Origin of the sequence: Haliea salexigens DSM 19537 (assembly GCF_000423125.1) — a bacterium.
Lineage (GTDB): Bacteria > Pseudomonadota > Gammaproteobacteria > Pseudomonadales > Halieaceae > Haliea > Haliea salexigens.
The window spans coordinates 67388-92250 of sequence record NZ_AUHJ01000012.1 but is presented as its reverse complement, the minus strand read 5'-3'; the positions used below and the strand labels follow the sequence as shown (position 1 = coordinate 92250).

General features: G+C 61.6%; 20 protein-coding genes and 1 tRNA gene. 5 read left to right on the top strand and 16 right to left on the bottom strand.

The window, feature by feature from the left end; genetic code table 11:
* Positions 1-5: 5 nt before the first annotated feature.
* Together panB and panC are read left to right on the top strand one after the other, a co-directional pair.
* The gene (gene panB, locus G533_RS0114075; protein ID WP_027950508.1) at positions 6-797 is read left to right on the top strand and encodes a 3-methyl-2-oxobutanoate hydroxymethyltransferase; all 792 of its coding nucleotides are present in this window, start codon (positions 6-8) and stop codon (positions 795-797) included.
* Between the two features lie 228 nt (positions 798-1025).
* The gene (gene panC, locus G533_RS0114070) at positions 1026-1910 is read left to right on the top strand and encodes a pantoate--beta-alanine ligase (protein ID WP_027950507.1); all 885 of its coding nucleotides are present in this window, start codon (positions 1026-1028) and stop codon (positions 1908-1910) included.
* Positions 1911-1924: 14 nt separating this feature from the next.
* On the opposite strand, the gene G533_RS0114065 is transcribed toward panC, so the two are convergent.
* The 14 genes from G533_RS0114065 to hppD form a co-directional block, all read right to left on the bottom strand.
* Positions 1925-3490: an acetolactate synthase large subunit gene (locus G533_RS0114065; RefSeq protein WP_027950506.1), complete on the bottom strand. Its 1566-nt coding sequence runs from the start codon at positions 3488-3490 to the stop codon at positions 1925-1927.
* 240 nt (positions 3491-3730) lie between these two features.
* A complete protein-coding gene (pnp, locus tag G533_RS0114060) occupies positions 3731-5857 on the bottom strand; it encodes a polyribonucleotide nucleotidyltransferase (RefSeq protein ID WP_027950505.1) in 2127 nt (708 codons plus the stop codon).
* 60 nt (positions 5858-5917) lie between these two features.
* Complete coding sequence (gene rpsO, locus G533_RS0114055; RefSeq protein ID WP_027950504.1) at positions 5918-6187, bottom strand: 30S ribosomal protein S15; 270 nt, start codon at positions 6185-6187, stop codon at positions 5918-5920.
* Positions 6188-6291: 104 nt separating this feature from the next.
* On the bottom strand, positions 6292-7221 hold the full coding sequence (gene truB, locus G533_RS0114050) for a tRNA pseudouridine(55) synthase TruB (protein WP_027950503.1): 930 nt from the start codon (positions 7219-7221) through the stop codon (positions 6292-6294).
* Complete coding sequence (gene rbfA, locus G533_RS0114045) at positions 7221-7622, bottom strand: 30S ribosome-binding factor RbfA (RefSeq protein WP_027950502.1); 402 nt, start codon at positions 7620-7622, stop codon at positions 7221-7223. Before rbfA ends, truB begins: the two co-directional genes overlap by 1 nt.
* Before the next feature lie 11 nt (positions 7623-7633).
* Positions 7634-10315, bottom strand: coding sequence for a translation initiation factor IF-2 (infB, locus tag G533_RS0114040; protein ID WP_027950501.1), 2682 nt, complete (start codon positions 10313-10315; stop codon positions 7634-7636).
* 60 nt (positions 10316-10375) lie between these two features.
* A complete protein-coding gene (nusA, locus tag G533_RS0114035; RefSeq protein ID WP_027950500.1) occupies positions 10376-11869 on the bottom strand; it encodes a transcription termination factor NusA in 1494 nt (497 codons plus the stop codon).
* On the bottom strand, positions 11862-12356 hold the full coding sequence (gene rimP, locus G533_RS22105; RefSeq protein ID WP_051230372.1) for a ribosome maturation factor RimP: 495 nt from the start codon (positions 12354-12356) through the stop codon (positions 11862-11864). Before rimP ends, nusA begins: the two co-directional genes overlap by 8 nt.
* 128 nt (positions 12357-12484) lie before the next feature.
* Positions 12485-12561 (bottom strand) — tRNA-Met (locus G533_RS0114025).
* Positions 12562-12730: 169 nt separating this feature from the next.
* Positions 12731-13207, bottom strand: coding sequence for a VOC family protein (locus G533_RS0114020; protein WP_027950499.1), 477 nt, complete (start codon positions 13205-13207; stop codon positions 12731-12733).
* 18 nt (positions 13208-13225) lie between these two features.
* Entirely contained in the window at positions 13226-14098 is an 873-nt protein-coding gene (locus G533_RS0114015; RefSeq protein ID WP_027950498.1) for a TIGR03619 family F420-dependent LLM class oxidoreductase, read from the bottom strand.
* 142 nt (positions 14099-14240) lie between these two features.
* Complete coding sequence (locus G533_RS0114010) at positions 14241-15242, bottom strand: fumarylacetoacetate hydrolase family protein (RefSeq protein ID WP_027950497.1); 1002 nt, start codon at positions 15240-15242, stop codon at positions 14241-14243.
* On the bottom strand, positions 15239-15781 hold the full coding sequence (locus G533_RS0114005) for a VOC family protein (protein ID WP_027950496.1): 543 nt from the start codon (positions 15779-15781) through the stop codon (positions 15239-15241). Before G533_RS0114005 ends, G533_RS0114010 begins: the two co-directional genes overlap by 4 nt.
* Positions 15782-15791: 10 nt before the next feature.
* Complete coding sequence (gene hppD, locus G533_RS0114000; protein ID WP_027950495.1) at positions 15792-16874, bottom strand: 4-hydroxyphenylpyruvate dioxygenase; 1083 nt, start codon at positions 16872-16874, stop codon at positions 15792-15794.
* A gap of 227 nt (positions 16875-17101) precedes the next feature.
* Between hppD and G533_RS22100 the strand changes: the two genes are divergently transcribed.
* Both G533_RS22100 and G533_RS0113990 read left to right on the top strand, forming a co-directional pair.
* Positions 17102-18949 (top strand): DUF3604 domain-containing protein, encoded by a 1848-nt coding sequence (locus G533_RS22100; protein ID WP_035528302.1) that lies wholly within the window; start codon positions 17102-17104, stop codon positions 18947-18949.
* A 150-nt stretch (positions 18950-19099) separates the two neighbouring features.
* A complete protein-coding gene (locus G533_RS0113990) occupies positions 19100-20839 on the top strand; it encodes an isocitrate/isopropylmalate family dehydrogenase (protein WP_027950494.1) in 1740 nt (579 codons plus the stop codon).
* A 4-nt stretch (positions 20840-20843) separates the two neighbouring features.
* Here the strand turns inward: G533_RS0113990 and G533_RS0113985 are convergent, their stop codons facing one another.
* Both G533_RS0113985 and G533_RS0113980 read right to left on the bottom strand, forming a co-directional pair.
* Entirely contained in the window at positions 20844-22571 is a 1728-nt protein-coding gene (locus tag G533_RS0113985) for an N-acyl-D-amino-acid deacylase family protein (RefSeq protein ID WP_027950493.1), read from the bottom strand.
* A complete protein-coding gene (locus tag G533_RS0113980; RefSeq protein WP_084639011.1) occupies positions 22568-23476 on the bottom strand; it encodes a TauD/TfdA dioxygenase family protein in 909 nt (302 codons plus the stop codon). Before G533_RS0113980 ends, G533_RS0113985 begins: the two co-directional genes overlap by 4 nt.
* Positions 23477-23701: 225 nt before the next feature.
* Here G533_RS0113980 and G533_RS0113975 point away from each other — a divergent pair, with 225 nt between their 5' ends.
* Entirely contained in the window at positions 23702-24814 is a 1113-nt protein-coding gene (locus G533_RS0113975) for a helix-turn-helix transcriptional regulator (protein ID WP_027950491.1), read from the top strand.
* Positions 24815-24863 lie beyond the last annotated feature (49 nt).

Genomic DNA, 24863 nt, shown 5'->3' with positions numbered 1-24863 from the left:
AGCGCATGGGCAAGATCACCATCAGCACCCTCGACAAAATGAAGGCCGCGGGAGAAAAATTCGTCTGCATCACCGCCTATGACGCCACGTTTTCGCGTCTCGTGTCCGAAGCGGGCGCGGAAACCATCCTGGTCGGCGATTCTCTGGGCATGGTGCTGCAGGGCCACGACAGCACGATTCCGGTGTCGCTGGAGCACATGGCCTACCACACCGAATGCGTGTGCCGCGGTGCACCCGCATCGCTGGTCATCGCCGACATGCCATTCATGAGCTACAGCACGCCGGAACAGGCAATGACCAACGCCACACGGCTGATGCAGGCCGGGGCACAGATGGTCAAGCTCGAGGGCGGCACCTGGCTGTCAGAGACCATTTCAATGCTGGTGGAGCGCGGTATCCCGGTGTGTGCGCACCTGGGTCTCACGCCGCAGTCCGTAAACGCGCTGGGCGGCTTCCGCGTCCAGGGACGCACGCCCAAGGAAGCGAAGTCGATTCTTGCGGATGCGGTGGAAATCCAGGATGCGGGCGCCAGCCTGCTGGTGCTGGAGTGCGTGCCGTCTCACCTCGCCACGGACATCAGCGACAAGCTTGATATCCCGGTCATCGGCATCGGCGCGGGCGCCGGCACTGATGCCCAGGTACTGGTGATGCACGATATGCTGGGGCTCTCCAGCCACAGCGCGCGCTTTGTGCAAAACTTCATGACCGGCAGCAACAGTATTCAGGAAGCCCTTGCCGCATTTGTGCAGGCGGTTAAATCGGGTGCCTACCCGCGCGAGGAACACAGCTACAGCTAGGCGACGCAGGCGCACCACCCAATTTGCAACACCACTGTTACCTTCGTTGGTCACTGCTTCTTACGGTAACAAAATCATCCAGACTTTTGATTTGCATCCATTGCCGGGTGTCTGCGCTTGGGGCATACTGCCCGTCCGCTCGCCGATGGGCACCCATCCCGGGCACATGACGACCAGCTTGTTCCGGTCTTGCGTCACCCTTTTCCGTGTTTCGGGGGGCATGTAGATATGCGAACGTATACCGCCATAGCACCACTGCAGTCCGCTCTGCGCAACTGCCGCCAACAGGGCCAGCGCATTGCCTTCGTACCGACGATGGGCAACCTGCACGAGGGCCACCTCGAACTGGTACGCAGGGCGCGCACGCTGGCCGATATCGTTGTGGTCAGTATCTTCGTCAACCCGCTGCAGTTTGGCCCCAACGAAGACCTGGATGCCTACCCGCGCACACTCGCGGCGGACAAGGAAAAACTTTTCAGCGAAGGGGTACAGCACCTGTTCCTGCCGGAGGCCGAGGATATTTACCCGGAGGGCATGGCACTGCAAACCCAGGTACAGGTGCCAGACCTGTCAGAAACCCTGTGTGGCAGCAGCCGGCCCGGCCACTTTACCGGTGTGACCACCGTGGTCAGCAAGCTGTTCAATATCGTGCAGCCCGATGTCGCGGTGTTCGGTGAGAAGGACTTTCAGCAGCTCACCATCATCCGCAAGATGGTCGCGGACCTGTGCATACCGGTACAGATCGAGGGCGTGGCGACAGCACGCGACACTGACGGCCTGGCAAAGAGCTCGCGCAACGGCTATCTCTCGAACGACCAACGCAAGCTCGCCCCCCTGATTCACGCTACCCTGGTGAGCTGCCGCGATGCGGTTGCCTGCGGTTTCGACAATTTCCTGCAACTCGAGTCCCATGCCCGCATGCAGCTGCTGCAGGCCGGTTTTGAACCCGACTACTTTGCGATTCGGGACGCTCGTACCCTGCGCGCGGTGAATGAGGACACCGAGGAAATTGCCATACTGGCCGCGGCGCGCCTGGGCTCCACACGCCTGATAGACAATGTCCGGCTGACGCTCAACCCGGTTTCCGACTGGGGCATGCTCGCCTCACCCTGATCGCGCCCACGCCCTCACCCCAGCTGCAATGGCGGCACACGGGCGTCGATCAGGCTCGGGCCGCCGCTGGCGAGGGCCGCCTCCAACTGGGTATTGAACTCCTCCGCCGTGGTCGCACAGCTTGCCGCAACCCCCATGCCCCGGGCCATCGCGACAAAGTCCATGTCCGGGCTGCCAATATCCAGCGAACTGGCGGCTTTGGGGCCGGGCTTGCCACCGCGTGCCCCGGTGCGCGCAAACTCGAGTTCGAGAATGCTGTATTTGCGGTTGTTGAAAATCACCACCGTCACATCGAGTTGCTCGCGGGCCATGGTCCACAGGGCCTGTACCGTATACATGGCACTGCCATCGCCCTCCAGGCAAATCACCTTGCGCTCGGGCGCGGCCAGCGCCGCACCCACGGCGGCCGGCAACCCCCAGCCGATAGCGCCGCCCGTCTGGTTAAGCCAGTCGTGCGGCCTGGCATTCGCCGTGAGCGGGAAGCAGGCCAGACCTGAGGTAATCCCTTCGTCCACCACGACCGCGTTCTCGGGCAGGTAGTGGGCCAACGCCTGCGCCACGCTGTTGGCATCCAGTGCGCCGCTGGGCAGGTCGGGCACCTGCAATGGGTACGTATCCGGGCTCACATCCACCGCGTCCAGCGCTTCCAGCAAAAATTCCAGTGCCTGCTCGATATCCTCACCGGGGGCCGCCAGTAGCAGTTCGTCGCAGCCCGCCGGCGGTATGACGCTGGCGACATCCGGGTAGGCAAAGAAGGATACCGGGCTGTCTGCGCCGACCAGTATCAACTGCTCAAGATCCTTCAGCGAGTCAATGGCCAGTTCCGCAAGGTAGGGAAGCCGCTCCAGTACACCTGTACCGGCGCCACGCCGCACGCGGGCCGGAAAGGTTTCGGTGAGCACGCGCGCGCCACTGGCCCGGCCTATCCGGCTCAGCAACAGGGTCTGCGTATCGCTGATGTGCCGTCCTCCCAACAGGATACCCGTGCGTTTGCCGTTGCCCAGCAGGGTGACAGCACGTTGCAGGCGCTCTGCGGGCACCGGTGCCGGCCCCGGGATGGCCACCGCCGGCGCCGCGCCATTCGGGTTGTCACCCCAGGAGACATCCGCAGGCAGCACCAGTGTCGCCACCTGGTCATGCCCCGCCTGGCGCACGGCTTCCGCTGCATCCCGCGCAATATCGGCAGGCTCGCTGGAGGTCAGCACCCAATGGGAAACCGGGCGCGCAATGCCCTCGATATCCGAGGTGAGGGGCGCATCGTACTGCAGGTGATAGGTGGCGTGGTCGCCCACCACATTGATCATGGGCACATGCCCTTTCTTCGCATTGTGGACATTGGCGAGGCCGTTGCCGAGGCCGGGGCCAAGGTGCAGGAGCGTGGCGGCGGGGCGCTCGGCGATGCGCGCAAAGCCATCCGCGGCTCCGGTAACCACCCCCTCGAACAGGCACAACACGCAGCGCATGCCCTCGACCTCATCCAGCGCGGCGACAAAATGCATCTCCGACGTTCCGGGGTTGGTAAAACACATCGTGACACCGTTGTTCACCAGCGTTGTAATCAGGCTTTCTGCACCGTTCATGATTGCTTCCCTTATGCCAGCATTGGCATATCGCTGAGACGTGGCCACAGTATACTGGCCACCGTATAACGATAAAACGGATCTACTCGAATGTCTCTCGGCGTCCTTTTCGGCCCCGTCGGCGTGGTGACCGTGGTGATACCGGTACTGGCAACGCTCATCTGCATGGCGGTCGCCAGCCCGTAGAAACCGCAGCCACAAAAAAGGGCGCCGAAGCGCCCTTTTTTGTGTGTCTCGGGTTTAACCCTCGTCTGAGCTTCCGCTCTCGGCGTCGGAGCCGGCGTCGTCTTCAAGCAGTTCCTTGATGGACAGCTTGATACGGCCACGCTGGTCCACGTCCAGCACCTTCACCTCGACTTCCTGGCCTTCCTTGAGGTAGTCGGACACATTCTCCACGCGCTGGTGCGCAATCTGGGAGATGTGTACCAAACCGTCCTTGCCCGGCAGGATGTTGACGAAAGCGCCGAAATCAACGATGCGGGCAACAGTACCCTTGTACACGGCACCCACTTCCGCTTCAGCGGTGATCTCTTCGATCATCGCCACAGCCTTGTCGCGAGCGGCCTTGTCCTGGCCAAACACACGCACCGTGCCGTCATCGTCGATGTCTACAGTAGCGCCGGACGCCTCGGTGATGGCGCGGATGGTCGCACCGCCTTTGCCGATGATGTCGCGGATCTTGTCGGAATCGACCTTCAGCGTGAGCATGCTCGGCGCGTTGTCAGACAGCACCTGGCGCGGCTCAGCCAGCACAGCATTCATCTGCCCCAGAATGTGCAGACGGGCCTGTTGCGCCTGTTGCAGGGCGATTTCCATGATCTGCTCATTGATACCTTCGATCTTGATATCCATTTGCAGCGCAGTAACGCCCGCCGCCGTACCGGCAACCTTGAAGTCCATGTCGCCCAGATGATCTTCGTCACCCAGGATGTCGGTCAGCACGGCAAACTGGTTGCCCTCCTTCACCAGGCCCATTGCGATACCGGCAACCGGTGCGCTCAACGGCACGCCTGCAGCCATCATCGCCATGGAGCCCACACACACGGAGGCCATGGAGCTGGAGCCGTTGGACTCGGTGATCTCCGAGACCACACGAATGGTGTAGGGAAACGCTTCAGCGCTCGGCAGCACGGCGGCCAGGCCGCGACGCGCCAGACGCCCGTGACCCACTTCGCGACGGCTGGTAAAGCCAACGCGGCCCGCTTCACCCACCGAGTAGGGGGGGAAGTTGTAGTGCAGCATGAAGGGGTCGCGGCGCTCGCCTTCGAGCGCATCAATGATCTGCGAGTCCCGGGTGGAGCCCAGGGTGACCGCACCGATGGCCTGGGTCTCGCCACGGGTGAACAGCGCTGAGCCGTGTACCTTGGGCAGAATATCGGTTTCGCAGGCAATGGCCCGAACAGTGCGCGTGTCGCGGCCATCAATGCGCGGCTCACCGGCAAGAATACGCTTGCGCACCAGGTTCTTCTCAACGGCCTTGAACACGTCCTTGATTTCGTCTTCGGAGGGGCCACCTTCAACCGCCAGCGCAGCCACACAGGCCTTGCGCACTTCAGACACGCGGTCGTAGCGCAGCGCTTTTTCCGTGATGCGATAAGCCTCGCCCAGGTCAGCCTTGACCTGAGTTTCAACGGCGGCGGTGAGCTCTTCGTTCACGGCCGGCGGCTGCCAGTCCCAACGCGGCTTGCCAGCTTCTGCGGCCAGATCGCGAATGGCCTGGATCACAACCTGCATTTCCTGGTGGGCAAACAACACCGCACCCAGCATCTGGTCTTCCGACAGTTCCTTGGCTTCAGACTCCACCATCAGTACGGCGTGCTCCGTGCCTGCCACGACCATATCCAGCTTGCTGTCCTTGAGCTGATCGTAGGTGGGGTTGAGCATGTAACCGGTGCTGTCATTGAAGCCGACGCGCGCGCCACCGATGGGGCCATTGAACGGGCAACCGGAAATCGCCAGGGCAGCCGAGGTGCCGATCATTGCCGGGATATCCGGGTCAATGTGCTTGTCCGCCGACATCACGGTACAGATAACCTGTACTTCGTTCATGAAGCCGTTGGGGAACAGGGGGCGGATCGGCCGGTCGATCAGGCGCGAGGTGAGGGTCTCTTTTTCGCTGGGGCGGGCTTCACGCTTGAAAAAGCCGCCGGGGATCTTGCCTACCGAGTAGGTCTTTTCCGTGTAATGCACGGCCAGGGGGAAAAATGGCTGGCCCGGCTTGGCGCTCTTTTCCGCCACAACGGTAACCAGAACTGAGGTGTTTTCGACGGTAACCAGAACCGCGCCGGTTGCCTGCCTGGCAATCCGACCCGTTTCCAGGGTGACTGTCTGGCCACCGTACTGGAAGGTCTTTCTAACTGGATTCACATTATTTCTCCAATGCTGAATATGACAACCGGGGCACAAGGCCCCGGTATGTGGTACCGCTTATCGACGCAGACCCAGTCGCTTGATCAGCTCGGCGTAGCGCGTCACATCCTTGCGCTTCAGGTAGTCGAGCAGCTTGCGGCGCTGGTTCACCATGCGGATCAGGCCGCGGCGTGAGTGGTGGTCGTGCTTGTGAGCCTGGAAGTGGTCCTGCAGCTGAATGATGTTTGCTGTCAGCAGCGCAACCTGGACTTCCGGCGACCCGGTGTCACTCTCGCTGGTCTGGTACTCTTTAACGATTTCTGCTTTCTTCGCAGCTTCTAAAGCCATGTCAATTTCCTCTCAATTAATCTGCATGTTCCACCCGCTTTAACAGAGCGCAGTGGAGATCGATAGAAAAAGCCTGTCCGTGCAGATTTACAGACAGGTTCACGTCACCTCCCGGTGACTATCAGGCGACGCGGCGCAACGCGCCCATCGTCCAATATTTCGCCTACGCCCAGAAACTCACCAGTTTCCAGAGCGACGCGCACCATACCATTGTGGGGCGCATTTGGCACCTGGACCGGCTGGCCCTGGCGCAGGTAATAACCGCCGGACTCGGTCAGTCGCACGGTGGGCAGTGCGTCCAGCGCCGTATCCGCGGGCAGCAGCAGCGCGTCCATATCCGCCAGCCGCTCGGCATCTTTCAGAGCCTCCAACGCCGCGAGCGTAACGCACTGGTCGAGCGCAAAAGGCCCGGCGCGGGTGCGCCGCAGCGCACTCACGTAGCCGCCGCAGCCCAGAGCTGCACCGAGATCCTCGGCAATCGAACGCACGTACGTGCCTTTGCTGCACTCGAGCTGTACGTCCACTTCCGCCCGTTCGCCGGGCCGAAACGCCAGCAACTCGAGCCGGTGCACTACCACAGGCCTCGCTGCACGCTCCACTTCCTGTCCTTTGCGCGCCAGCTTGTACAAGGGCTGACCGGCGTGCTTCAGTGCCGAGTACATTGACGGCACCTGCTCGATTGCACCGCGGAACGCCTCCAGTGCCTGCTCGACCTGCTCACGGTTGATGGCGCCGGCACCTGCCGTGGCCAGCACCTCACCTTCGGCGTCCCCCGTACTGCGTCGCTCACCCAACACAAAGGTGCTGGCGTAGGCTTTATCGGCATCCAGCAGGTACTGGGAAAACTTGGTCGCCTCGCCGAAGCACAGTGGCAGCACCCCTGTCGCCAGCGGGTCAAGGCTACCCGTATGGCCTGCCTTGGCGGCAAAAAAGAGCCGCTTGGCCCGCTGCAGCGCCTGGTTGGAGCTCAACCCGACGGGCTTGTCCAACAGCAATATGCCATCCAGCGGCCGCCCCTTGCGTTGCCGAGCCACTAGGACTCTTCGCCCGGCTCGTCATCGCGCAGGCCCAGTTCCCGGTCCGCTTCGCCAGCCCGCCGGATCAGCGCTTCCATATCCCGTCCGCGGCCCACGCTGCTGTCAAAATAGAAACGCAGTTGCGGCACGCTACGCATATTGCTGTCGCGGGACAGCCGGCTGCGCAGGAAACCTGCGGCCTTGTTGAGCACCTCCGCGGCCTCACGCGCCTCGTCGGCGCAATCGCTGCCGAGACGCGTAAAGTAGACCTTGGCATGCCCCAGGTCGCGGCTGACATCCACGCCCGTGATGCTGACCATGCCGATCCGCGGGTCACGCAACTCGAGTTGGATCTGTTGCGCCAGTTCGCGTTGCAGGTAGTCCGCAACGCGTTGGGTACGACTGTATTCCTTTGCCATAGCAGGGCCGCCTACAGGGTGCGGGCAAACTCCTTGACTTCGTATACTTCAATCAGGTCGCCCGGCTTGACGTCATTGTAGTTCTTGACGCCGATACCGCACTCCATGCCGTTGCGCACCTCGCTGGCATCGTCCTTGAAGCGGCGCAGGGATTCGAGTTCACCCTGGTAAATCACCACGTTGTCGCGCAGCACGCGGATGGGACGTGAACGGTACACCGTGCCCTCGATCACCATGCAACCGGCAATGGCGCCGAATTTGGGTGAGCGGAATACGTCGCGTACCTCGGCGATGCCGAGAATTTCCTCGCGCATCTCCGGCGCCAGCATGCCGGTCAGGGCCTGCTTCACGTCATCTATGAGATCGTAGATCACGTTGTAGTAACGCAGATCCACGCCCTCGTTTTCCACCAGACGGCGCGCAGAGGCATCGGCGCGCACGTTGAAACCAAACACCACGGCACTCGAGGTGATCGCCAGAGTGATATCGGTTTCCGCCAGGCCGCCAACGCCACCGGAGACAATGTTCACTTGCACTTCCTCGTTGCCGAGGTCCAGCAACGCCGTCTGGATGGCCTCCAGAGAGCCGCGCACGTCTGCCTTGACCACGACGTTGAGCGTTTTCTTCTCGCCCGCCGTCATGCTCTCGAACATGTTGTCGAGCTTCGCCGCCTGCTGCCGCTGCAGCTTGCTGTCGCGTGTCTTGTCCTGGCGGTACTGGGCAACTTCGCGCGCCCGCTTCTCGCTCTCGACCACCGCAAACAGATCACCGGCATCCGGCGTGCCATCGAGACCCAGGATCTCCACCGGAATACTGGGGCCAGCTTCGGTGATGTTCTTGCCGTTTTCATCCAGCATGGCGCGCACGCGGCCATACTGTAGCCCGGCCAGCACAATGTCGCCCTGGCGCAGGGTGCCGCTCTGGATCAGCAGCGAAGCCACCGGGCCACGGCCTTTATCCAGGCGCGACTCAATCACGATACCCTGTGCGGGTACGTCGCGCGGCGCCTGCAGCTCAAGCACTTCGGCCTGCAGCAGGACGGCGTCCAGCAGGTTATCAACGCCGTCGCCGGTGTGTGCAGACACTTCGATAAACTGGGTATCACCGCCCCAGTCCTCGGGAATGACCTCGCGGGCCGCCAGTTCACTCTTGACGCGGTCGGGGTCGGCGCCCTCCTTGTCCATCTTGTTGATGGCGACAATCAGGGGCACCTTGGCAGCCTTGGCGTGCTGCACGGCTTCTTCGGTCTGGGGCATGACGCCGTCATCGGCGGCCACCACCAGAATGACGATATCCGTGCTCTTCGCACCGCGGGCGCGCATGGCGGTAAAGGCCGCGTGCCCGGGGGTGTCGAGGAAGGAGATCATGCCGTGGCCAGTTTCCACGTGGTAGGCACCGATGTGCTGGGTGATACCACCCGCCTCACCGGAAGCCACCTTCGCCTTGCGAATGTAGTCGAGCAATGAAGTCTTGCCGTGGTCTACGTGGCCCATCACTGTCACCACCGGGGCGCGCGGCTCCAGCGTACCCTCGTGCTGTGCCAGGGTCTCTTCCAGTTTTTCTTCCAGCGCATCGGCGCTGATCAACTTCGGTTTATGCCCCATCTCCTCAACCACGAGAATCGCCGTATCCTGGTCGATCATCTGGTTGATGGTGGCCATGACGCCGAGCTTCATCAGCTCCTTGATCACTTCGCCGGCCTTCACCGACATCTGCTGCGCCAGGCCGCCGACCGAGGTCATATCGGCCAGTTCGACTTCGTGGGCTCTTTTCTCTGTAGGCATCTCGAATCCGTGTTTACCGTGCTCCGCATGGGAACCACCACGCATCTTCTTGCGCCCGCCGCGGCGGCGCATCATGCCGGATTCCGCTGCTTCCAGGTCGGACAATGACAGGTTATGGCCACGCTGTTTACCGCGACCACCGGGAGAGCTGCGATCGAGCCGGCCACGGGCCGCCTTCTTGCGCTGCTCTTCGGTTTGCGGCGCGGGCGCGTCGTGCAGGCGCTTGGGCCGCTTGGCTGCGGCTTCCTTTTCCCGTTCCACTTTTGCCGCAGCTTCCGCCTTGACCCGCTCTTCCTCGGCCTTGCGTGCCTCCATGGCCGCTTTGCGCGCCTCGGCCTCCGCCGCCTCGCGCGCCATACGCCGCTCGGCTGCACGCTGCCGCAGAATTTCCGGGTCCAGGTCTTTTTCGTCTTCCGGCTCGGGCTCGGGCACCGATGCCGCGGCGGCAGCAACCGCTGCCTCTTCCTCGGCCTCGGCCGCTTCGCGGGCTGCTTTTTCTGCCGCCTCCGCTTCTTCCGCAGCACGCGCTTCCGCCGCCTGTCGCTCGGCCTCTGCAAGTGCAGCGGCTTCCAGCTTGGCCGCGTCCTGCATTTCCGAATCGGCGTCCGAGGCGTCGCGCTTCACGTAGGTGCGTTTCTTGCGCACTTCCACGTTCACCGTTTTCTTGCCCTGTGAACCTGACGTTCTCAACGTGCTGATCGTCTTGCGTTTCAGGGTGATGCGCTTGGGCGCCGCGGTGGATTCACCATGGCTGCGCTTCAGGAAGGTGAGCAGCGTCTGCTTGTCTTCTTCCGACACGGCCTCACCGGCAGCCGAGTGAGGCAGACCCGCTTCCTTCATCTGCGTCAGCAGACGGTCAACGGGCGCTCCCACTGTTTCCGCGAGCTGCTGTACTGTCACTTGCGCCATGCAAAATTCTCCTTAATCCCGTGAAACCCTGATGCCTAGAGTAAAAACGCCTGTACTGGCTTATTCACTCTCCTCGGCAAACCAGGGTGCGCGCGCTGTCATGATCAGCTCTCCTGCGCGCTCCTCGGTCATTTCCGGAATGTCCATCAATTCATCGACACCCTGTTCCGCGAGATCCTCCATGGTGACCACACCACGGCTGGCCAACACAAAGGCCAGGTGACGGTCCATACCGTCCATCTCCAGCAGGTCCTGAGCGGGCTCGTTGGCGCCGAGTTGCTCTTCCGAGGCAATCGCCTGGGTCAGCAGCGCATCCTTGGCACGCGCCCGCAATTCCTCGGCGATATCTTCATCGAAACCGTCCACGGCGGTCATTTCTTCCAGTGGCACGTAGGCCACCTCTTCCAGCGTGGTAAAGCCTTCCTCGACCAGGATCTCGGCCACTTCCTCGTCGATATCCAGCTGCTCAACAAACATCTGGATCACTTCGCCGGCCTCCGCCTCGTGCTTCTCGGCGGCTTCCTCATTGCTCATGACGTTAATGGTCCAGCCGGTCAGCTCGCTGGCCAGTCGCACGTTCTGCCCCGAGCGGCCGATGGCCTGCGCCAGGTTGTCTTCCGCAACCGCTACATCCATGGTGCCGCTGTCTTCATCGACCACGATGGATTCGACCTCGGCCGGCGACATGGCGTTGATCACCAGTTGCGCCGGGTTATCGTCCCAGAGAATGATGTCCACACGCTCGTTGTCCAGCTCATTGGACACCGCCTGTACACGCGAGCCGCGCATACCAACACACGCCCCGACCGGGTCGATACGCTGGTCGTTGGTTTTCACCGCAATCTTGGCACGCGAACCCGGGTCGCGGGCGGCAGCCTTGATCTGGATAACCTCTTCGGCAATCTCCGGCACTTCAATCTTGAACAGCTCGATGAGCATTTCCGGACAGGAGCGGCTCAGCATCAACTGCGGGCCGCGCGTCTCCGCGCTGATCTCGCGCAAAATGGCACGCACACGATCGTTGACACGGAACGTCTCGCGACCCACCAGCTGATCGCGGGGCAGCAGGCCCTCGGCATTACTGCCGAGGTCAACAATCACATTGTCGCGCGTGACTTTCTTCACGGTGCCGGCAACCAGCTCGCCCACGCGCTCAAGATAAAGCTCAACGACTTGCGCACGCTCGGCGTCGCGCACACGCTGCACGATCACCTGCTTGGCGGTCTGAGCGGCAATGCGCCCGAAGCCTACGTTCTCCACCGATTCCTCATAGATGTCGCCGGGCTTGAGGCTCGGCTCCTTTTCTATCGCTTCCTCGGTGGTGAACTGGGTGCCCAGCAGCGCCATTTCATCATCGGGAACCACCAGCCAGCGACGCACAGTGACGTAGTCGCCCGTCTTGCGGTCGATCGTCACCTCGATATCGGCATCCTCGTCGTAGCGCTTCTTGGTCGCTGTTGCCAGCGCCAGCTCGATCGCCTCGAAAATGATGTCCTCGGACACGCCTTTTTCATTCGAGACGGCCTCAGCCACCATCAGGATCTCTTTAGTCATTCGTAGCCTCGTCAGTTACGCTGGCCGCACCCTCGATGCGGGGATGAACACGCGCCTTGTCCACGGCGCCATAGGGCAGCAGGTACTCATGGTCGTCAACACGCACCACGACCTCATCGCCTTCGATACTTTGCAAAATGCCTTTGAAGTTGCGTCGCCCCTCGAAGGGCCTGCGCAAACGCACCTCAATCCATTCGCCAAAGAACGGTGGAAACTGTTCCAGGCGAAACAGCAGGCGGTCGACGCCGGGCGAAGACACCTCGAGGGTATATTCACCGGTGATAGGGTCCTCGACATCCAGCACGGCACTGACCTGCGCACTCACCGCGGCGCAATCGTCCACAGTCACGCCCGACTGGGCGTCAATGAAGATGCGCAGCACACTGTGCTTGCCCTGAGCAGCATACTCGATGCCCCAGAGGTCAAAGCCGAGGGCGACCACTGTGGGTTCCAGCAGTGCCTGCAGTTCCTGTTGCCTGGCCGTCAATCCGACTCCATTTCCGCCACTGGCGGTTACGCTTGCAAAAACGCCTGCATTATTCGCAGATACGAAAAAGCCCCAAGAAGGGGCTTTGACGAAACGTGCCGCCAATTCGGAGCGGACGACACGTATGTTGGTAGCGGGGGCCGGATTTGAACCGACGACCTTCGGGTTATGAGCCCGACGAGCTACCAGGCTGCTCCACCCCGCATCAAAACTTCCTCGACCTGAAGGCCCCTTGGCACTTCATACTGGGCCCAACCAACATCACCGGCCCAAATTCGAGGCTGTGCATTATAGGTACGCCGCCACGCCCGGTCAACAGCCCTGCGGAGAAAAAAGCACTGTTTCAACGCGCCCGTTACGCCCCGCGGCAATTGCTATGGCTGCGGCGCGCCCGCGCCCTCTTGCGGCATTTGCAACAGTTCCAGGCAGAGTGGGAAATCCGGGTTCTCCAGGTAGGCAAATACCGTATCGCTGTTCCAGCGCTTGTACCAGAACGGTGTGTACCCGATGGCTGCGAGCTTCTCAACCCAGTGGTCGGTATCCTCGACACGAAAACGCAGGTGATGCATACCCTCGCGCCCGGACTCAATGAATTCGCTGTGTGGACTGACGCCCGACTGCCACTCAATCAGCTCGATTTCAACGTCCCCGCTGCGCCCAAAGCCCAGCCGCAGCTGCACATCTTCGCGGCGGCCACGGAAGTCGGCGCCATCTACCGATCCATTCATCAGGGAAAAGGGTCCAAATACCGGGTCGAAACGGGCTATCCACGCATCGAGGTCTTTTACTACAAAACCGATCTGGTCAATCGGGGGCAGGCCGAGCGCCTGCAGTCGCTGGTCTTCTGGCATGTCATTCCTCTCCATTGTTCAACCCCGTAGCGGACGCATGATGCGCCGCTCGAAGTCCTCCATGAAACGTTTCTTGGCGTCGAGCGTTGAATGCTTGCCCAATGCAAAACTGAAAGGCAGGTTCACCGCCGAGGTCATACCGGCCTCTTCCAGACGCTGCAAGGTCGCAACGTCCAGCGGCGTCGTCAGCCCGACAATGGTCTCGAAGGGATCGGCCGCGCGCCCGGCCGCCTCGCGCAGTGCACGCAGCCGCGTCATCAGCGCGGGCACCTCGTCCGGGTGGTTGCCCGCACCAATCCAGCCGTCGCCGCGCACCGCGGCGCGGCGCAGGGCCGCCTCGTTGGCACCGCCGACATAGAGGGGCACGTTGTGCCCCGGCGCCGGCTCAATGCACAGGCGAGGAAACGGAAACAGAGGGCCCTCGTGGTCTACCATGCCGCCCTGCCAGAGCTTGTGCATCACATCGATCATTTCATCCATACGCGCGCCGCGCCCGCCGAACGGCACGTCATAGACATCGTACTCGTCCTTCATCCAGCCCGCGCCAACCCCCAATGCAAAGCGACCACCGCTGAAAATATCCAGCGAGCCTGTCGCCTTGGCCACCTCAAAGGGATTGCGCAGCGGCAACACATAAACCGATGTGGTGAAGTGCAGGCGCCGGGTGGCGGCGGCCATGAACGCGATACTCACCCAACAATCCGGATAGGGCGCATCCGCTGTCATCGGTGGCACACCGCTCTGCGCGTACGGGTAGGTGGCTTTCACTTCCTCGGGAAACACGGCGTGGTCCGCATTGAACACACCGTGGAAGCCCAGCTCTTCGGCAAACTGTGCCAGCGGCACCAGTTGCTCCGGCTCAGTCCACACCAACGGTTGCCAGAATTTCATGCGCTGCTCCTCGACTATGCAAGGAACTATACTATCGCAGCCGCCATCCGCGGGACTCAAACTTTTAATACGAGCGCATTATTTTATGCATAGTTGAACCAACGCCACTGCGATAGCGCGGCGCGAAGCCGTAGCACCCCCATCAGCTGCGTGAACGCGCCACAACCTGCTGCTCGATGCGGCCAAAAATAGAGGCCCCGCCCGCATCAGCCATTTCAATACTGACCCTGTCACCGAACTGCATGAACGCCGTGGAGGGCTGGCCATCGCGCAGGGTTTCGATCATGCGCAACTCCGCAATGCAGCTGTAGCCCAGCCCGCCCGCGGTTACCGGTTTCCCCGGCGATCCGTCGGCACCCTTGTTGGATACGGTGCCAGACCCGATAATTGTGCCGGCAGACAGAGGGCGGGTTTTCGCCGCATGGGCGATCAGCGTGGGGAAATCGAAGGTCATGTCGACCCCGGCATTCGCCTTGCCAAACAGGGCGTCATTGAAGTGTATGCTCAGCGGCAAGTGCAGCCGACCGCCGTCCCAGGCCGGGCCCAGCTCGTCCGGCGTCACACACACCGGGCTGAACGCGCTGGAAGGCTTGGACTGGAAGAAACCGAAGCCCTTGCCCAGCTCCGCGGGGATCAGGTTGCGCAAAGACACATCGTTGACCAGCATGAGCAGGCGGATCGCCCCGGCGGCCTGCGCCGCGCTTGCACCCATGGGCACATCCCCCGTGATAACCGCCACCTCGCCTTCGAAATCGATACCCCAGGCAACATCTTCCATGACAATGGGATCGCGTGGGCCGAGAAAGCTGTCTGACCCGCCCTGGTACATCAGGGGGTCGCTCCAGAAGCTCTCCGGCATCTCCGCACCGCGCGCCCTGCGCACCAGCTCCACATGATTCACATAGGCCGAACCATCCGCCCATTGATAGGCACGCGGCAGCGGCGATGCACAATCGGACTGAGCAAACGGTGATCCCGCGCCCTGGTTGACCTGCTGCGACAACGCCGCGAGCACAGGCTCCTGCGCCGGCCAATCATCCAGCGCCTGCTGCAGGGTCATCTCTGCTGTCAGGAAACGTTGCAGATCCCGCGACACAACCACGAGGGCGCCGTCGCGGCCCGCGCGCAAAGAGGCCAGTTTCATGTACTTTCTCCAGAATCGCGTTGGTGTAGCCAGGCGGCATGACGCGGTGCCCGACGCGTGCGGGACCACTCCTCGATCATCTCCGGGGCCACTGCATGCAGGCGAGCGAGATCGCCCGGCTGTGCAATATTGACCGCAAGCTCCAGGCGATGGCCATTCGGGTCAAAGAAGTAGATGGAGCGGAAAATACCGTGATGTGTGGGGCCCAGCACCGCAATATCCTGCTCCTCCAGCTCCCGCTTCGCCGCGAGCAACGCCTCCTCGCTGTCCAGTTCGAACGCAATGTGCTGCACCCATTCCGGCGTGTTGCTGTCGCGCCCCATCGGGGGCGAATTCGGCAGCTCGAAAAAGGCCAGTACATTACCCATACCGGCATCGAGAAACACATGCATGTACGGGTCGGGCTCCTGCGTGGACGGCACCTCATCCTCGGCGATTGCCAGCACCAGCTGCATGTTCAGCGCGCGCTGGTAGAACTCCACGGTTTCCCGGGTATCGTTGCAACGATAGGCCACGTGGTGAATACGGCGGATATTCATGTCGCCTCCTTCATGCCTCCCGCGCCGCGCCGATGACACCGCGGGCCAGCTGGTCACGCTCTATGGATTCGAACAGCGCCTTGAAGTTACCCTCACCAAAACCCTCGTCGTCCTTGCGCTGGATGAACTCGAAGAACATCGGCCCGAGCAGGTTGGCAGAAAAGATCTGCAACAGCAGGCGTGGCACCCCGCCCTCGGTGCTCCCATCCAGAAGAATGCCGCGCGCCTGCAATTCCGCCACCGATTCGCCGTGCCCGGGCAGGCGACCTTCGAGCATGTCATAGTAGGTTGCCGGAGGGGCCGGCATGAATGTCATGCCCGCTGCCTGCAAGCGGTCATAGCAGGTCAGGATGTCGTCGCAGGCCAGCGCAATGTGCTGTATGCCCTCGCCGTTGTACGCCATGAGGAACTCCTCAATCTGGCCGCCACCGCGCGACTCTTCGTTGAGGGGAATACGGATCTTGCCATCGGGGGCGGTCATCGCTTTCGACAACAGTCCCGTGTGCTCACCTTCGATATCGAAGTAGCGGATTTCGCGGAAGTTGAACAACTCCTCGTAATAGCGTGCCCAGTAGCCCATGCGGCCCCGATACACATTGTGGGTCAGATGGTCGAGGGTATGAAAACCGAGGCCCGCGGGTTTTCTGTCCACGCCCTGCAACCAATGGAAATCAATGTCGTAGATACTCTGCCCTTCCGCATAGCGGTCGATGAGGTAGAGAATGGCACCGCCGATGCCGCGAATGGCCGGCAAACGCAGCTCCATCGGGCCGGTTTCCACGGCAACCGGCTGCGCGCCTTTCTCCAGCGCACGGTTGTAAGTCCCGGTGGCGTCCTGCACGCGGAAGGCCATGCCGCAGGCTGAGGGGCCGTGTTCGCGCGCGTAGTACCAGGCGTGGCTGCCGGGCTCGTAGTTGGTCAGGAAATTGATATCACCCTGCCGCCACAGCGCCACCGCCTTGCTGCGGTGGCGGGCAACACAGGTAAACCCCATGGATTCGAAGACCGGCTCCAGAACCCCGGCCGCGGGGGCCGTAAATTCGACGAATTCAAAGCCGTCCAGCCCCATCGGATTTTCGAACAGATCGACCATTTTGAGCCTCCTTACAGACCGCTGCCGCACACTTGCTGCTGAGCGCTGAGTATAGGCTCGACCCCATTTAGTTACAAATGAAACTTTATTCGTGGCAATTCGGGCATGCCACCCCTGCCCCAGACGGTCCGGCTATACAAACCAGCGCGAAAGAACCCGGCTCTGCGGCTCGCCCTGTACCGGCGCAAGCACCTATTCTGTGGTTTCACAACCGGAGAACCACTGCCATGCAACGAAACAACCCTGTCCGCACGCGCTTCAGCTGGCCACTGCGTCTGGGCGCTGCCCTGTGCATCACTCTGGCACAGGGCGCTGCACACGCCTCCGCAACCGGCAGTGCCGACACCGCTGCAGCGCCGCGACAGGCTTTCTTCGGCGAGCTCCACGTACACACCATGAATTCACCCGATGCCTTCATGCTGAACGTGCGTACCACGCCGGATGATGCCTACCGCTTTGCCCAGGGCGAAGCCATACCGCATATCAGCGGCGTGACCATTCAGTTGCGAGCCCCACTCGACTTCGTCGCCATTACCGACCACTCCGAATACATGGGCATACTGCCACGGCTGTTCGCGCCGCAGGGCGAGTTGGCGGCGCTGCCGATTGCGGCCCGTCTGACCGACAAGGATCCGGAGCGCCGTCAGGCCGCCGTGCTGGAGGTGCTGATGAGCATGGGTGACAATACCCCCATGCCAGCACTGGTTGATAAGGCCCTGCGCCAGTCCATCTGGCAAGAGTATGTACGTAGTGCCGAGCGCTATTACCGGCCGGGAGAATTCAGCACGCTGATCGGCTACGAGTGGACATCCTCCGGCGCCCTGGAAGAAGTCAACCTGCACCGCAACGTGATTTTCCGCAGCAGCGATGTGCCGAAACAGCCTTTCTCCAGCTTCGACAGCGTGGAGCCGCGTGCACTCTGGGCCTGGCTGGATGAGCAGCGCAAGCACGGCGTAGAGGGCATGGCCATCGCCCACAACAGCAACCTGAGCAACGGCTTGATGTTTCCCAGCGAGGTGGCGTTTGGCGGCGAGAAAATCGATGCCGCGTATGCCGCCCTGCGCCAGCGCAATGAACCGCTGGTTGAAATTGCGCAGATCAAGGGCACCTCGGAAACCCACCCGCTGCTGTCTCCCAATGACGAATGGGCGGGCTTTGAATTGCTGGAGGATTTGCTCGGCGGGCGTGGCACCCGGGGCGAGGTCAAGGGTAGCTATGCCCGCGATGCCTGGCTGGCGGGCCTGGTGATGCAAGAGCAGCAGGGGTTCAACCCCTACCGTTTTGGGGTTATCGCCGCGAGTGACAGCCACAACTCCGGTTCCCAGGTGGAGGAGGACAACTACCACGGCAAAATCGGCAGTGCCGATGGTACGCCGGAGACACGCCGCGGTGGCAGCTTCATCAACACGCACCATATCAAGTACAGCTCTGCCGGCCTCGCGGGTGTCTGGGCCAGCGAGAACACGCGCGAGGCACTCTACGATGCACTGGCACGCCGGGAGACATTCGGCACCAGCGGTCCGCGCATCAGCGTGCGCTTTTTTGCCGGCACTGACTGGCCCGCTGACCTGCTTACGCAAGCCGACTGGGCGCAACAGGCTTATGCCCAGGGCGTACCCATGGGCGGGGAACTGCATCACGGCACGGGCGATTCCGCGCCCGAATTCCTGCTCTGGGCTGCCAAGGATCCGAGCAGCGCCTGGCTCCAGCGCGTGCAAATCGTCAAGGGCTGGGTAGAAGATGGTGCCACACGTGAGGCGGTGTTTGACGTGGGCTGTGCAGACGGGTTGAGCCCCGACCCGGCAACGCATCGCTGCCCCGACAACGGCGCCACGGTATCCTTGGAGACCTGCGACTTCGATCGCCACAAGGGCGATGGCCAGATCGCCGCGCGCTGGCGCGACCCCGATTTCAACCCCGCACAGGCGGCGTTTTACTACGCCCGCGTGCTGGAAAACCCCACCTGCCGCTGGAGCACCTGGGACAGCCTGCGCACCGGCCTGCCGCTACCGGAAGACGTGCCTGCCACTTTGCAGGAACGCGCCTGGACGTCACCGATCTGGTATCAGCCCTGACAGCACTGGCAGCACGCGGCGAGAGCCACGCATGTGTGCCACACACACCGGCTTGGGAAGCAAAACGCCCAAGCGGCGTGCAGAGTGCTTCTTTTCTTTCTCCCGGCGCGGTAGATTGTCGCTTCAGGGTTATTAACAGGAGCGCACGCAGTGGGCACCAAGATCGTGGTCAAAAAGCCACTTGTGATTCTTCACGGTGATGAGATGGCACAAGTTGCCTTCGATAAAATACTTGAGCAGTTCGTCACCTCACGTCTGCAAATCGATTTGGTCGAGGTGGACCTATCAGCGGAAAAAAGGCTCACCAGTAACGGTCAGGTGGTGCTTGATGCTATCGAAGCCCTGCGGGAACACGGCATCGGGGTCAAGAATGCCGGCATGACGGTAAACCGGCGTCAACTGAGCGAATTACTCAGCAAACACCCCGGCATCGCCGAGTCGTCTTTGCACAAGCTGGCGACGAAATCACCGAATGGCGCAATCCGCAAGGGCATTGGCGGCAATATCACACGCGAGGATATCGAGTTCCGCAATCTCAGGAGCGTGCGCCCAGAGTGGAAAGATCGCGACATCGAAGTGGACACCATGCACAGCGGCGGCCTGGATTTCAGCTACAGCGAGCTGTCCAATGCCACGGGCGTTGCCAAGGTAGTTTTTGTCGGCAGCAGCGGCGACCCGGTGGAAATGCACCGTCGAACCCTGAGAAAGGGCGACCCCTGGATGCTGGCGACCAATTGCATTGAGGAGGTGCAGGCCTGGGCACACCGGTTTTTCCAGCGAGCGCTGGAAGAGCAGCGAGATATCTACCTCGGCCTGAAAGATACCGTCGTTCCCGGTTATGACGGCGTGATGCGTGCGGCTATTGAGGAGATCTACGAACGCGACTACAAGGACCAGGTGGCCTCCGCGGGACTGTCCTATCACTACGAACTCATTGATGCCCAGGCAGCGCGCATTGTCTCCAATCCTCCACAACGGGCGCTGTGGGGGGTGCCAGACAACGTCGTCGGCATGAAGCTGTTCAAGTTGGTGCAACAGCTCAAGCACTATGGCCTCCCCGAGCGCAAAGCGCACGTGTCCATCTCCAGAATGAGCGCCGGGGGCGGCGACCAGTACGGAAGTTTCAACCTGCCAGCACCTGAAGATGGCATTATCAAGGTCATCGTCGATGGCGAGGAAAAGCACGCCCGGGACGTAAAAGCCAGCGACCCCATTCTTTTCATGTCAAATGATCGGGAGGCTATCAAGGACTGGGTAAAACAGGTGTTCCGCGATGCCGTGGTCAACAAGAAGGAAATCTACTTCGGGCTGAAACGGGAATTCGTCAATTACGATGAGGTTTACAGCTCCATCATTCTCGAGATACGCAAGGAGCTGGCGGCCCTCGATACGCCGCCGCCATCCTTCATGATCATGCGGCCTTCGCGACAACTGAGCAAAATGATCTGCGATCCGCCACGCTGGGGCCTGTATCCCGCGCAGAATCTGGACGGTGACATCTTTTCCGACATCTCCGCGGCGCTGGGTGGGAGCCTGGCCACCGCCAGCTCAGTGATCGAGAGCAAAGAAGGCACCATGCTCTACGAAGCACCGCACGGCACGGCACACGACCTGTACCTGCGCTACCTGGAGACCGACGGCAAAGAGGCCAACTTCAATTCTTCTGCCCTGATTTTCGCCGTCGCGAACGCTCTGGAGGAAATGGCCCGGCGGGAGGTCAATCCGCCGCTGGCCGATTACGCGAAGAAGCTCAAGACGGCCCTGATAGAAACCGTCGCGCAGGGCACCATCACCGGCGACCTCAAGGGCAAGACCACCAATCCTGACACTGAAAAGGTGGTGGATATGTGCGGTTTTCTCGACGCGGTAGAGGCTAACCTGGCAGCGTGAGCGGCTAAAGCCTATGCGGTGCGCCCTGCTGGCCCCGGATCAACTGACCAGGCAAGGCGCCCGTCGCTTCACCATGGCGATACACTGGCACGCCGTTTACGAGTGTCGCCACATAACCCTCGGCGCGCTGCACCAAGCGTCGCCCGCCGCCGGGTAAATCATAGGTGATTTCCGGCGCATGCAGGGCCAGGCGGTCAAAGTCGATGACGTTGATATCGGCCTTGAAACCGGGCGCCAGCAGGCCACGATCCTCAAGACCCATGGTGAGCGCTGTCGCCCTGCTTAATCGATGCACCAGGTCCGCAACCGGGATACGGCCCGCAGGGCGATCCCGGCCCCAGTGCGTCAAGGCGAAGGTGGAATAGCTGCCGTCGCAGATTGTCGAGGAATGCGCGCCACCGTCGCCCAGCCCGGGCAGCACATCCGGATGACGCAGGATCTCACCCACAGCATCCAGCTTGCCGTCGGCGTAATTGGCCATGGCCAGGTACAGCACCGTTCCCCGCTCGCCCTCCACCATGAGGTCGTAGGCCAGCTCGGCCGCGCTGACACCCTGCGCCTGCGCAAGACCTGCAATGCTCTGCTCCCAGGGCTGCTCGTAGTCCGGCGGATCACCGAGCAGGAACATGTAGTCGAAATCGCGCACCATGCGGCCCAGCACCAGAGTCGGGTCGGGGTCCGTGGGTTCCCCGAGAATACGGGCGCGGCGCGCAGGATCGCGCAGTTTCGCAAGGCGCTCAGGTAGTGGCAGGCCGGCCACCTCGCGGTAGCCTGCAGTGGTGTAGAACGGATTCAGCGTTAGCTCCACCCCCAGCATCATGCCGATGGCACGGGGCATAACCTGGCCCTTGATGGTGACACCCGCGGCATTGGCTTCTTCCAGCCCCTGCAGCAGTTGCGGCCATATCTGCGGGCCGCTATTGCCGGTGCCCATGGAAAAGGTCAACGGCCGACCGGAGGCCTCTGCCAGCTGGCGCAAGACGCTGACATCCTTCCCCGGAAGGTGCACGTCTTCCACAATCTGGAACACACCCTTGCCCGCCTTGCGCAGCGTGCGGGCAAGCGCCAGCAACTCCTCGTTGGTGGCGTCAAGGGTCGGTATGGGGGAGCCATCACTGGCGCGATGAAACAGTGTGCGCGACGTGCCAATACCCATGGCACCCGCGTCCAGCGCTTCTTCCAGCAGGGCACACATACGCTTAATGTCCTCGGCGGTGGCGGGCTCGCGCCGCGCACCGCGCGCTCCCATCACGTACACCCGCAACGCCGCGTGAGGCAGGTAACCTCCTACATCCATGTCGTAATCCCGCTCCGCGAGCACGTTCAGATATTCCGGGAAGCTCTCCCAGGTCCAGGGCAGACCTTCTGCCAGTACGGGAAAGGGGATGTCCTCCACGCCGTCCATCAGGCGAATGAGCGTATCGTGATCCTGCGTCCGGCACGGGGCGAAGCCCACACCGCAGTTGCCCATGATGGCGGTGGTAACACCGTGACAGGAAGAGGGCTTGAGACGGTTTTCCCAGGTCACATGGCCGTCATAGTGCGTGTGTACATCGACGAACCCGGGCGTCACCAACATGCCTCGCGCATCGATTTCTTCCCGACCCGGCCCCAAGCCCGAACCCAGTGCGGCAATCACACCGCCGTTCACTGCAACGTCTGCCTGCCGCTGCTCGCCGCCGCTGCCATCCAGCACGGTGCCGCCGCGAATTACCAGGTCGTAGTCACTCATGCCGTCTGCTCCTCACCGCTGTCGATTGTTCTGCCCATTTTCACCGTACCGCGAAGGGTGCTGCGCTGCACAATGCGTGTTTCACTCACAGGATGCCCGAACGCCATGTGCATGGTGCGGCGGTTATCCCACGCCACCACATCATTGTTCTGCCAGGCGTGAACGTACTGGAAGCGCGGCTGCAACGCGTGTGCCACCAGGGTTTCGATCAGCGCATTACTCTCCGCTGCTGGCAGCCCTTCTATGCACTGGATGTTCAACGTGCTGATATTGAGAATGCGCCGGCCCGTTTCCGGGTGCACCCAGACCAGCGGGTGCGCCACCGGCGGGAAGCTGGGCAGGTCTTTCATGGAAGCCTGCAGCAACGTTCCACCGGGCTTGTTGAAGCGCATGCCACTCAGGTCCGGGCAAAAAATATAGCGAGCCTCAAGCCCCTCGATGCGCTCCCTGGTAGCGGTATCCAGCGCATCGTAGGCCAGCGCCGTATCGATCCAGCCCGTCTGCCCACCGTGCTCGCTGTTGCGCACCATGCGCAATACGGCGCCCGCGTTCGGAGTGGTGGTAAATGCCAGGTCCGTGTGCCAGGGAATACGCCCGTAGGTGGGCACGCCGTCAAACTCATACACGGGGCCCGTGAGTGATTTCTCATTACTCAGGAGAATGAGGTCCGGATAGCCCTGCAGGCGAAAATGTTCAATGGGATGGGGTTCAAGCTCACCCAGGCAGCGTGAAATGCTCAACAGCGCTTCCGGCGAAGTACCGATACCGCGAAACAGGACAATACCCGCATCCAACCAGAGGTCACGCAGCGCGCGGGCAGATTCATCCGGAATATGCTTGTCGGGATCAAGCCCCAGCACCTCGACACCAACTCCTCCGGATAGCGGAGTAACGCTGAAATCCATGATACAACCTCTTGGCGTTCACACTGGCAGAGGTACCCATCTCCGCAGCTCAACGCTATTATTGAATGTGCATCGGCGCGGCCGTGACCACGCCTGTGAACACACTATACCCGCAGCCCGACGCGCGCCGCATAACACAAATGCACTAGCAAGGCCCCGAGGCGTTACCATCTCACCAGGCTACGAGAACGACCGGCGCACAAAATCCCAGAGGGCAGAACACGAATGAGCTTGCCTGACACACTGGTTTCCACCCTGTTCAGTAGCCTGCTGGAAGAGCCGCCCTGGCTGAGTTTTCTGCAAGCGTTGGAGCATTACCTCGACGGCCATCATGCCACCATGGTCCTGCGCAGGCCCAGACAGGGAGACCCCGGGGTCCTGATTTCCACCCAAAGCAATACCGCCGCGCTTGTGCTCCTGCAGAACAGTATCTTTCGGGAGACACCGTTCCTTGACATCCCCAGAGACGAAATCGTCATACTCAGCGAAATGATGAGCCGGCATGAACTCACGCGTCACCACGCGAACTTCTACGCCTATATTCAGGAATACGGCGACACAGATGATCTTATCGGCATCAACCTGGAGGAACCGGAAACCGCCATGATCTTCCGCCTGCGTTGCGCCCGTGTGCGGGGCCAGGCTCACTTCAATGATGATGACCGCCAGAAACTGGCCGCCCTGACACCCTGGCTGCGCACCGCCATCGCGATCTATGCGCGGCTTGCCAGGCGTGAGTACCAGCTCAGTATTTCTGATGCGACAGAAGACCAGCTGGCCATTGGCTCCATGGTCCTTGGCGACAGGGCAGAAGTCCTCACCACTAACCCGCTGGCAAACCGGGTACTGCAACACGCGGACGGGCTGCTGATCAGTGGGGACCGCCTACAGTGCAGTTCGCCTGAAAGCAATACTGCGCTGCACACCGCGTTGCGCCGGCTGACTCGCGGCGATGTTGCGCAACAGCCCGAATCCTTGCACATAAAACGGCCGGCAGGACAGCAGTGGAGCGTGCTGCTGAAGCGGATTGCGCCGCGTCCGGGCATTGAAGAAACCGCATCGGCCACGACGTTGCTGCTGTTCCGCGATCCCGCAGGCACCCGCATCATTACCGAGGAGCTGCTCATGGAGTTGTTCGCCCTGACCAGGGCGGAAGCTGTACTGACCAAGCGCCTGGTTGCAGGCGAGAGTCTTGCGGAAATATCCACGAGCCTCGGGCGCTCACGGCATACGACACGAGCACAACTGACTGCCATCTTTTCGAAAACAGGGGTGAACCGGCAACCGCAACTGGTCGCTCAGGTACTGCGCACTGCGCAGCAGATATGGGGAGAGTAAAGAAAACGTTCCGGTTCGGCCCAGCGATGCGAACATCGCCGAACCGAAC

Excerpts from the sequence above, each read along its gene's own strand:
- G533_RS22100 (WP_035528302.1), top strand. The coding sequence starts at position 17,102 with ATGCAACGAAACAACCCTGTCCGCACGCGCTTCAGCTGGCCACTGCGT.
- panC (WP_027950507.1), top strand. The coding sequence starts at position 1,026 with ATGCGAACGTATACCGCCATAGCACCACTGCAGTCCGCTCTGCGCAAC.
- G533_RS0113975 (WP_027950491.1), top strand. The coding sequence starts at position 23,702 with ATGAGCTTGCCTGACACACTGGTTTCCACCCTGTTCAGTAGCCTGCTG.
- nusA (WP_027950500.1), bottom strand. The coding sequence starts at position 11,869 with ATGACTAAAGAGATCCTGATGGTGGCTGAGGCCGTCTCGAATGAAAAA.
- G533_RS0113980 (WP_084639011.1), bottom strand. The coding sequence starts at position 23,476 with ATGGATTTCAGCGTTACTCCGCTATCCGGAGGAGTTGGTGTCGAGGTG.
- G533_RS0114015 (WP_027950498.1), bottom strand. The coding sequence starts at position 14,098 with ATGAAATTCTGGCAACCGTTGGTGTGGACTGAGCCGGAGCAACTGGTG.
- G533_RS0113985 (WP_027950493.1), bottom strand. The coding sequence starts at position 22,571 with ATGAGTGACTACGACCTGGTAATTCGCGGCGGCACCGTGCTGGATGGC.
- infB (WP_027950501.1), bottom strand. The coding sequence starts at position 10,315 with ATGGCGCAAGTGACAGTACAGCAGCTCGCGGAAACAGTGGGAGCGCCC.
- rpsO (WP_027950504.1), bottom strand. The coding sequence starts at position 6,187 with ATGGCTTTAGAAGCTGCGAAGAAAGCAGAAATCGTTAAAGAGTACCAG.
- G533_RS0114010 (WP_027950497.1), bottom strand. The coding sequence starts at position 15,242 with ATGAAACTGGCCTCTTTGCGCGCGGGCCGCGACGGCGCCCTCGTGGTT.
- panB (WP_027950508.1), top strand. The coding sequence starts at position 6 with ATGGGCAAGATCACCATCAGCACCCTCGACAAAATGAAGGCCGCGGGA.
- hppD (WP_027950495.1), bottom strand. The coding sequence starts at position 16,874 with ATGGTCGATCTGTTCGAAAATCCGATGGGGCTGGACGGCTTTGAATTC.
- G533_RS0114065 (WP_027950506.1), bottom strand. The coding sequence starts at position 3,490 with ATGAACGGTGCAGAAAGCCTGATTACAACGCTGGTGAACAACGGTGTC.
- rbfA (WP_027950502.1), bottom strand. The coding sequence starts at position 7,622 with ATGGCAAAGGAATACAGTCGTACCCAACGCGTTGCGGACTACCTGCAA.
- G533_RS0114005 (WP_027950496.1), bottom strand. The coding sequence starts at position 15,781 with ATGAATATCCGCCGTATTCACCACGTGGCCTATCGTTGCAACGATACC.
- G533_RS0114020 (WP_027950499.1), bottom strand. The coding sequence starts at position 13,207 with ATGCCAGAAGACCAGCGACTGCAGGCGCTCGGCCTGCCCCCGATTGAC.